We start from the raw sequence: 222 nt of genomic DNA on the forward strand, positions 1-222 counted from the left end.
GGCTCGGCACCAGGCCGCCCGAGGACGTCATCCAGAGGACCTGGCGATCGATGCCCTTTGCCGCGAACTCACGCTGCAGATGCGCGACGTGGCCGGCCATCTGCGGCCTGGTATAGGCGTTGACAACAGTCGTCGAGGCGCGATCGAACTCGCGCATCTCAGGGCAGACCTCGGAGGAGAGCGAGACGAAGATATCGGGGTCTTCTTCGCGCAGCAGCGCTG

Annotated in this window: 1 protein-coding gene; it reads right to left on the reverse strand. The window is 65.3% G+C overall.

Annotated elements, in window-relative coordinates; genetic code table 11:
* The coding region (locus tag AF337_RS31525) for a hydantoinase/oxoprolinase family protein (RefSeq protein ID WP_280138881.1) at window positions 1-222 on the reverse strand (222 nt) is incomplete at both ends.

It is taken from the genome of Rhizobium ecuadorense (assembly GCF_001187535.1).
Lineage (GTDB): Bacteria > Pseudomonadota > Alphaproteobacteria > Rhizobiales > Rhizobiaceae > Rhizobium > Rhizobium ecuadorense.